Here is a 9,091-nt window from a genome sequence, read left to right on the forward strand (position 1 = left end):
AACCCAGCGCCATTGACGGTCCGCCTGCCGATCAGCGGCGTAACCGCCTGATCCGGTACCGACCGTGCCAGCCGCGCCGGGGGCCGGCAGCCCGATCCGACTGCATACCGGCAGCGGACTCATGCAGGGCAGGCGTCAGTCACCGCACGGCACAGCTTGTCCATCGCTGACGCGGGTGTGGGGGCCGACACCGGCCATATACGTATGACGTGGTCCGCGCCGCCTGTAGCGAGCGTGTCGCCCTTTGGGCTGAAGGCGATTGCCTTCACGTCGTCGGAGTGACCGGTGAAGGTTGTCCGTAGCTGACCGGAGGCGATGTCCCAGAGTCGGGCGGTGTGGTCATCCCCGGCCGTCGCCAGGATGTCGCCGCTGGGATGGAACGCGACCGCGCGTACCACTCCGGTGTGGCCGTACAGGGTCTGCAGACGCCCAGTCTTGGTGTCCCAGAGGCGTACGGTGTTGTCGCTGCTAGCTGCGGCCAGCAGATGTCCGTCGGGTCGGAAGGCAATCGCGTTGATGACCAGTGGCGCAGAGAATGTTCGCCAAAGTGCCTCGATTCTGGCGGTGGTGTTCCAGAGCGCCACCGTGCCGTCCCAGCTTGCCGTGGCGACGGTGCGCCCGTCCGGGTGGAACTTGATCGCGGTCACCGACCGGTTGTGGACAGTGCCGGTGTCCCACAAGAATGTGGCGCCGGACGAGCCGGTGCGGGTTTCCCACAGTTGTGCGGTGAATTCTCCGGTGCCCGCTACGGCCGAGCCGTCGGGACTGATGTCCAAGGCGTTCAGCGTCTCAGTTGGGATCGATGCGCGCCGTGTTCGGGTGATGGCATCCCACAGCTCGAGCCGGCCGTTGTCACCGCTCGCGGCGATCGTCTGTCCGTCGGCGCTGAACGCGACCGACGAGACGACTTTGTTGTCCTCGTGGTCGAGTAGTACTTCGCCTTGCCCGCGAGTCAGGTCCCACAGCCGCACCGTCCGATCGTCGCCGGTCAGCAGTGTGTGTCCGTCAGGGCCGTAGGCCACCGCGTTCACCGCTGCGGTGTGCCCGGTGAGCGTCGCCTGAGGCAGTCCCGCGGTGGCGTTCCATAGCCGGATGATCCCGTGCGCCGAGCCGACGCTGGCGGCGGTGGTGGTGGCGAACATCCGGCCGTCGGGGCTGAACGCGTAGCTCTCCACACCGGTGCCGGGCAGTGTGAGGCGCGTTCGGCGGGTCTCGGTGTCCCAGAGTCGAAGGGTGCCGTCGAGGTTCGCCAGCGCCAGCGTGCGGCCGTCTTGGCTGTACTCCACGCTGCTGACTTCCGGGATGGTGGCCTGTATCCGTCCGGTGGACAGGTCGTGCAGGCGGGCGATGTTCCCGTCCGCGGTGGCGACGACCCTGCCGTCGGGCGCGACTGCGCCGCAGTTGGCGGCATCGTCGACAACGCGGCTGCGGGGCGGGTTCCATAGTCGCACGACCCAGTCCTGGCCGCCGGTGACGAGGGTCCGCCCGTCCGGCCCGAACGACATGCAGTGGACGGCGTCGGTGTGACCGCGCAGAACTATGCCGGCGCGTCCGTCGGCGGCATTCCATAGCCGCACGATGCCGTCGAACCCGGCTGTGACGACCGTGCGCCCGTCCGGACTGAACTGCACCACGCTGCCGCCAGCCAACTTCGTTCGCACCTGCCTGGTCCGGACGTCCCACAGGTGCGCCGTGTCGTCTTCGTAGGTGGTCGCCAGGGTCCGCCCATCCGGGCTGAACGCCAACGACCACCCGGGCGACACCTGCTCCGGCAAGGACGCTACGACCCGGCGGGTCGGCACGTCCCACAGCAGTACGGCGTTCTTGTCGCTCACCGTGGCTAAGGTGCGGCCGTCGGGGCTGAACGCGAGCGGCGACCCGCCCAGCGCGGTATCGGTCAGCCGCGCGAGAAGCGGGGATTCGGCCGCCGCGTACAACGCCCCAGTGGCCTCGGCGGTGGCGCTGGTCCGATAGGCGCGAGCGGCCAGCACGAATGCCTGGTCGGGGTCGATGTTGAACTGAGCCGTGGACTGGGCGGCCAACTGGCGTGACAACGCTACGCGCTGCGCATCCAGGGCGGCCTGACGCTGCCAGAGGGCCAGCGCCGCGGCGGTAACAGCCACCGTGAGCAGCGCCGCGAGCACGGTGGTGAGACGCCGGGCGCGGCGGATCGCAGCGCGTTGAGCCTGCTCCGAAGCGGTCAGAAAGCCGGTGAGATGGCGGGGCAGTCGCCGCTGCTGCGCCCAGTCGAGCCCTTCCGCGAGATCCGTGCCGTGCAGCAGGTCGTCGCTGTCGTGCCGCTGCGACCAGTTCGCGTGCCGCTCGCCGGCGCGCCGTAGCCAGTCCTGGAACCGGTGATCCTGCGCGACCCAGTCGCGCAGGGCCACCCACTCGCGGATCAGGGCCTCGTGCACCAGTTCAGCGACGGGGACACCGCCCGTCGTCCGGGTCGTCAGGATCCGGTGATCGGTGAGCACCGCGAGCACTTCGTCGACGTTGTCGTCGTCCTCGATGAGGTCGCGCAGGTCCGCGAGGGGTACCTGCTGTCGTGTGGCGGGGACGTGCCGTGTCTCGTCAGCCGGTCGGACCAGGGCGGTCAGGACTTGGCGGGCGGTCGGCCACTGCCCGGACGGTAGCCGTTCGACGGCGGAGTCGCACCATGTGGCGACGGCACCGGCCACACCGCCGACGCGCTGGTAGGCGTCGTGGGTGAGCTGACCGTCGCTGCGCCGCTGCCACAGCTGGCTGAGGGTGAGTTCGAGCAGCGGCAGAACGGTGACCGGAGCGCGACGGAGCCGGGTCGCGTCCGGCTCTGCGCCTAGCACGTCGGTGATGATGCGGTCGGTCAGCCCATCCTCACAGCGCAAACCTACCGCTTCGGCAGGTGCGACGATGATTTCGTGTAGTTCCTCGGCATCCACCGTCGCCGGCACATTGATCAGGCCTGGGATCAGCGCCTGCAACAGGTCCGGTGCCTCGGAAGCCAATCGAGGATAAAAGTCGTCACGCAGCACCAAGACCACACTCAGGCCCGGCGAGCCGATGGCCGCCGTCAGCGGCGTCAGCTCCCCGGTCTCGGACGCCGGCCGGGTCAGCGCCTCCTCGAACTGGTCGACGACGAGCACCAGACGCGTCCCGGCAGGCTCAGCCGCCAATCGGGCCGCGACCGCCTCCGGAAGGCCGCCGGGCAGTCCGGCACGATCCAGCTCGACGCCGATATCCTTGCCGGGACGCACCAGCACCGGCACCCATCGGTCGCTTCCCGGCACCGTCCCCGCGGCGAGCGCTGGCATCACCCCGGCCTGGACCAGTGATGTCTTTCCAGCTCCTGACGGGCCGAGGACGAGCAGCCCTTTGCGGTGCGCGGTGAGCCCGGCGAGGATGTCCCGGACCGCTCCGGCACGGCCGTGGAACCAGGGGCTGTGCTCGGCGGTGAAGGCCTCCAGCCCGCGGTAGGGACATAGGTCCGTCCGCACGGCTCGTCGGCGCCCTGCTCGCAGCGCGGCCAACTCCCGCGTCATCTGAACGTGCCACTCGCGCCACGGCCGCAGATCCGGGTCGCCGGTCGCGCCGGCGTGCAGGGCACACCCGCGGACGAATGCCTCGACGAACTCCCACGTCGGAACCGACCGTCCGGCGAGCTTGTCGTGCAGCGTTCCCCGTGTGTAGGGCGCGCCGACCTGCGCGGTCAGGCGCACCAGGTCACGGACCGACGGGCCGCCGGCGTCCTGCTGCAGTCGGCGCAGCCGCTCGGCGAAGGTGCGTACCGGATCAACCGTTTCCCCGACGTCCATCGTTGTCCCGCCGTCCGTGAGTTGTCCGGCAACATCGCCGGACACCACTCCAGACAGCTGCTATGGACCCATCAGACACCACGCCTGGCAGAGGTCCGGGCAAACGATCCGAAGTGGCATCGCCGTCTTTCTCATCCTGTCAGGACGTGTCCGACGCCGGTAGCTCGCTACGAGATGCCGGCACCACTCCACCAAGAAGGGAAGAAACGTGATCTTCAAACAAGCGGCGCGTTCAGCCGCGGCCGTGGATGGAGGTACGTGAGCGTGGTAAGCGGAAACTTCCGAGTCACAGTCAATGGCTTCAAAGTGATGGCAGAGACCTGGGACGACATGTGGGAAGGCGATGGCAAGCGCGACGAGGTGCAACTGAGCACCAGCGTCACGGTCGCGTCGGCCCGCACCGGCGACGTGATCTATCGCAGTCAGCCCACCAGTCCGGTCCTCGGCGACACCAACAACCAGCCTGGGCGTGTGCGAGCCGGAAGCGCATCGAACAAGGGCGGTCTTCGGTCCGGCGATTCCTTCCCCACCAACACACCGTGGATCCGCGAGTCGCTTAACATCGGCCGAGACTGGCCGCCATGCAAGGTGTGGGAAGGCACCCTGACCCAGGGGGAGGACGTCTGCCTGATCGTCCCCACCGTCTGGGAGTACGACCCCGGTCAACACTTCCTTGAGGGGTGGGCCGGCTGGGCGTTCGACGTCGGTACCAAGATCCGCGACCGGCTGCCCAGCCTGGTCGGCCCTGGTGCCCAATGGCAGGTGAACGCCCTATCCCTCGGCCTCGACCTGGCGATGACCATCAAGAAGGTCACCGGCGCGTCGGGGAGCCGGCCGATCGGCATGAGACCCGATCCGAAGAACCGGGACACCCACGTCTTCGACCCGTACGTGCTTGTGCTCAACTACGACACTGCGGATCGGATCGCGCGCGAGGAGCCGTCCGGGCGAGGGCGCGGTGTTTTGACAGTGCGCTACCTGGAGTCACCCGACCTGCACGGCGACTACGTGCTCTACCTACAGGTCGACCGAGTGGACAACGACACCCGGCCGATCCGACTGCAGTCGGTCAACTACCCGAACCGCTTCATCCAGCATCGCAACTTCCTAGCGGAACTTGTCGAACCCATAACAGACAACGACCGCCGCGACAACGCGTTCGTACCCGTGCCCGGCCTGTCCGACCCGGCGGGAGTCTCCTTCGAGTCGGTCAGCTTCCCCGGACACTACCTGCGCCACCAAGGCTTCGAGCTGAAATTGCAGCCGCGTGCCGAGGACGCGCTGTTCATGCTGGACACGACGTTCCGCGAGGTCCCCGGGCTGGCTGATCCGAAAGCTTCGTCTTTCGAGTCGGTCAACTTCCCCAGTTATTTCCTTCGGCACCGCGGTTTCCGGGTCTATCTCGACCCGGCGATCGACGAGCCCCTGTATCGGCAGGACACAACATTTCACCGCGTGTACTGAAGAGAGTATTTAGACGGTCCGGGCCCCCGATCGTCCCGAGCCGGAAGGTTTGTGCAGGCAGAAGAGCATTGGGGTGCCCGGCCAAGGAGGGACGATCGTCCAACGCACGCCCTTTTAGGAGCTGCCATGCGAATGCGTTATTTCGTCGCCGTCGTCACCTCTACAGCCGTCCTCGGGGCCGGATCTGGTTGTGAGCCAACTCCGCGACTGACGTCCGCCTCACCGACTGCCCTCGATGAGAACCGTCCACAACGCGATGTGAGCCGAAGCCCACGAGGCGTGTCAACCTCCGTACCGTCAGAGCTAGTCGGGGCCTGGAATGGTGGACCGGGCGATTCTTCGGACTTCGATCTGACCATCCGCGAGTCTGGCAGATATACCTGGGTGGGAGATGGGAATTTCAGAGCCTTCGAACAGTCAGGTCGAGTTGAGGTCTTCGGAACCACAATGCAGCTCGTGCCCACTGACGGACAACCCGCTTCGCAATTCGCGTGGAGCATAGAGAATTTCGGCGTGGGGGACGTCCTGAGATTATGGAGCTCGGATGGTGGTGAATCGTCCTATATTCGTTAATGCGGCCTGCAGGCCGGTGCCGCCGTCCCGGCGGACGCCATCGCCAACGGCGACCGGGCGTCGGGACGGCGGGCGTCCGGCGGCACCTCGTTCCCCATCTGGGTCGGATCCGGCTCTGCGACCCGGCGGGCCGGGCGCGCCGAACGTGGCGCTAGACCAGCGAGTGTCCTCCCGGCCCGTTTCGTCAGCTGTGCTCCTTGTTGCGTCGTGGGGCATCCGCTTCCGTGGCCCGCGTAATGAGCCCGGACTGGCGGTCCGGGGCCTATCGTGACGTGGGCGGTACGCTGCTCGATGTGTCCAAGGTGGTCGGTTATGTGGATGCCGTCAAGCTCCTCGGTGGCGGATCGCCCCTGGTCAAGGCCCTCGATCGGGCCTTGGGCGGGGTATTGCTGGCGGCCACCGGCGGCGGCAGCGAGTTGGCGATCAGCCTGTTCGATGGCAAGGCCGAGGCGGTGCGGCTGGGCGAGTGGGCGGTCACCGGTCTGCGCGACAAGATCAAGGGCTACGGCCGGTACGACCGTACGCAGCGTTTGCAAGCGGCCCACACGATCATCGCCACGTCGGCCTTCTTCGAGGCGCTGGACGATGTCGGCCTGCCCTTTGACATGCGAGCGGTCGCGCTCACCGCCGACGAGCGCCGCGGTCTGACCGGTGCCGGCTCCACCGTCCGCGAGGTGCTCGCCACCGAGCCGCCGTTGCCCGCCCCGCACCTCGACCACGAGCACTTCCGAGCTGAACTGCGGTCGGGATATCTGGTGCATGCCGTTAAGCTGCTCAGCTTCGTGCAGGGCCTGAGCGTCGGAGAGACGCTGGACGAACGCCGGTGGAGTGCCCTCGCCGCCGCACTCGCGGATGCCGCGGGCCTGCGGTACGAGGACCTGCACCGCCGCCTCGTCGCGGAGGTCCCCGAGTTCGCGCTGTGGACCGCCGAGCAACGCCAGCGCGACATGGGCACCGCCTTGGCCCGCATGGAGACGGTGCTGCGGTCGCTCGCCTCCGATCACACCCCGGGGGATGTCGCCGCCATGCTGGTGCGGGCCTGGACGTCCACGCTCGACCGGCCGATCCTGTCCGAGGGTGACGTTCCCGAAGACCTGGTGATCCCCACGCTGGGCGAGGGCTACGTCGATCCGGGCTTCCGGGTCCGTCCGATTGACACGGTCGCCTCGCCGGCCGACGAGTCGTGGTGGGCCGAGACCCGGGAGCGATCGGACCTCGCCGAGTTCCTGGTCAGCTACCTGACCACGCCGGCCGCCACTGCCTCACCGCTGCTGGTGCTGGGGCAGCCGGGCGCCGGCAAGTCGGTGCTCACCCGGATCGTCGCGGCCCGTTTGGACGCGCGGGACTTCCTGCCGGTCCGGGTGGTGCTGCGCGAGGTGCCTGCCGAGGCGGAGATCCAGGACCAGATCGAGTACGCCGTCCGGGCCGCCACCGGCGAGACGCTCACCTGGCCGGCTCTGGTCCGCGCGGCCGGCCCGGCCCTGCCGGTGGTGCTGCTCGACGGGTTCGACGAGCTACTGCAGGCCACCGGCGTCGCCCAGTCCGACTACCTGAACCGGGTGGCCGCGTTCCAGCGCCGCGAGGCCGACCTCGGCCGCCCGGTCGCCGTGCTGGTCACCAGTCGCACGGCGGTGGCCGACCGGGCCGGGGTGCCGTCGGGCACGGTCGGGATCCGGTTGGAGCCGTTCCGCGAGGAGCACGTCCGGCGCTGGTTGGCCACGTGGAACACCGCCAACGCCGGGTCCCTGCACCGCCGGGGACTGACCGAACTGGACGTCGACGTCGTGCTGCGCCAGCCCGCGCTGGCCGGTCAGCCGCTGCTGCTCATGATGTTGGCCCTCTACGACGCCGACACGAACGCCCTGCGTGCGGCCAGCGCGGACCTGGACGAGAGCTCACTCTACGAGCGTCTGCTGACCGCGTTCGCCCTGCGCGAGGTGGCCAAGACCCACGTCGCGGCCACCAGCGCGCAACGCGCCGCGCTCGTCGAGATGGAGCTGCTGCGCCTGTCGGTCGCCGCGTTCGGCATGTTCAACCGCAACCGCCAGTGGATCACCGCCGACGAACTCGACGCCGATCTGCGAGCGCTCACGCCGGCCGGCCGCGCCGAGCCAGCTGGCGGTTTCCGGCCCCCACTCAACCAGGCCGAGAAGCTGGTCGGCCGGTTCTTCTTCATGCAGCGCGGGCAGGCCACCCGGGGCGGTGCCCGGCTGCACACGTACGAGTTCCTGCATGCCACCTTCGGTGAATACCTGATAGCCCGGCTGGTCATGCGACTGCTGACCGAACTCGCCGAAGAGGAGGCGGCCGCGTCGGTGTTCGGCCCGGCGCGCTGCCGCGACGGCCGACTGCACGCGCTGCTCTCGTTCGCACCGATGACCAACCGGGAACCGATTCTCGAGTTCCTCACCGAGCTGGCCGGCCGGGGCAGCTCGGACGATGTGCGGCAATTGCCGATCACACTGCACCAGCGGCTCGACGACCGCAGCACCGACGGTGACGTGTCCGGCTACCGGCCGACGGAGGCTCCGGCGCCGGACCGCTATGCGGCCTACAGCCTGAACCTGCTGCTGCTCGCGGTCGCGTTGAAGGGCGAGGTGCGGGCGAGCGAGCTGTTCCCGGACTCGCCCGACCTCGCGGTGCTGTGGCGACGGCACGCCCTGTTGTGGCAGGCGACGCTGCCCACGGCGTCGTGGTGGGCGGTGGTATTCACGCTGCAGACCCGGGTCGCTTGGCACGACGAACGGCGCGACCTGACCGTGGTGCTCGACCGCGGCTCCATCCCTCCGCCGGTCGATCCCTATTGGCTCTACCGGGCCCCTCCCGGCCATCACCTGCGTTCCGCGGGTTCCTGGCAGCAGACCCGCTGGGACGGACTGGCCCGGCAGAGCAACCTGGTGCGCGACCGGGTGAACGAGTTGCTACTGCATTCGATGGAGCCGATGATCGAGCAGATCGGCGACGCGATGACCACCTTCGTGGCTCACGACGCGGACACGGCCTATTCGATCGCAGCGGCCCTGAGCCGTTTCCACTTCGCCGTGTTGCTCAACGAGAGGCGCGACAAATTGCTGCGGGCCGGTGCGGACGCCGTCCACGCAGTGACCCGATGCTGGACGCCCATGGTCGACCACCGCGTGCGCTCGCGGGCGACCAGAAAGGTGTTGGAGTTGACCCCGCTGATCAAAGGTCGGGTGCCGGAAGAAGTCCGCATCGAATGGATCAAACAGCTGACTGCCGACTCGCCTTGACCCTTAAAG

General features: G+C 68.3%; 3 protein-coding genes. 2 read left to right on the plus strand and 1 reads right to left on the minus strand.

Annotation, left to right across the window (positions count from 1 at the left end; all coding sequences use genetic code 11):
- Positions 1-119: 119 nt before the first annotated feature.
- On the minus strand, positions 120-3,794 hold the full coding sequence (locus Ari01nite_RS48100; RefSeq protein ID WP_203791294.1) for an nSTAND1 domain-containing NTPase: 3,675 nt from the start codon (positions 3,792-3,794) through the stop codon (positions 120-122).
- A gap of 258 nt (positions 3,795-4,052) precedes the next feature.
- On the opposite strand from Ari01nite_RS48100, the gene Ari01nite_RS48105 reads away from it, so the two are divergent.
- Together Ari01nite_RS48105 and Ari01nite_RS48110 are read left to right on the plus strand one after the other, a co-directional pair.
- Positions 4,053-5,258, plus strand: coding sequence for an AbfB domain-containing protein (locus tag Ari01nite_RS48105; RefSeq protein ID WP_203791296.1), 1,206 nt, complete (start codon positions 4,053-4,055; stop codon positions 5,256-5,258).
- Positions 5,259-6,124: 866 nt separating this feature from the next.
- Entirely contained in the window at positions 6,125-9,082 is a 2,958-nt protein-coding gene (locus Ari01nite_RS48110) for an NACHT domain-containing protein (protein ID WP_203791298.1), read from the plus strand.
- Positions 9,083-9,091: the final 9 nt, after the last annotated feature.

It is taken from the genome of Paractinoplanes rishiriensis, assembly GCF_016862375.1.
Lineage (GTDB): Bacteria > Actinomycetota > Actinomycetes > Mycobacteriales > Micromonosporaceae > Actinoplanes > Actinoplanes rishiriensis.

Excerpts from the sequence above, each read along its gene's own strand:
- Ari01nite_RS48100 (WP_203791294.1), bottom strand. The coding sequence starts at position 3,794 with ATGGACGTCGGGGAAACGGTTGATCCGGTACGCACCTTCGCCGAGCGG.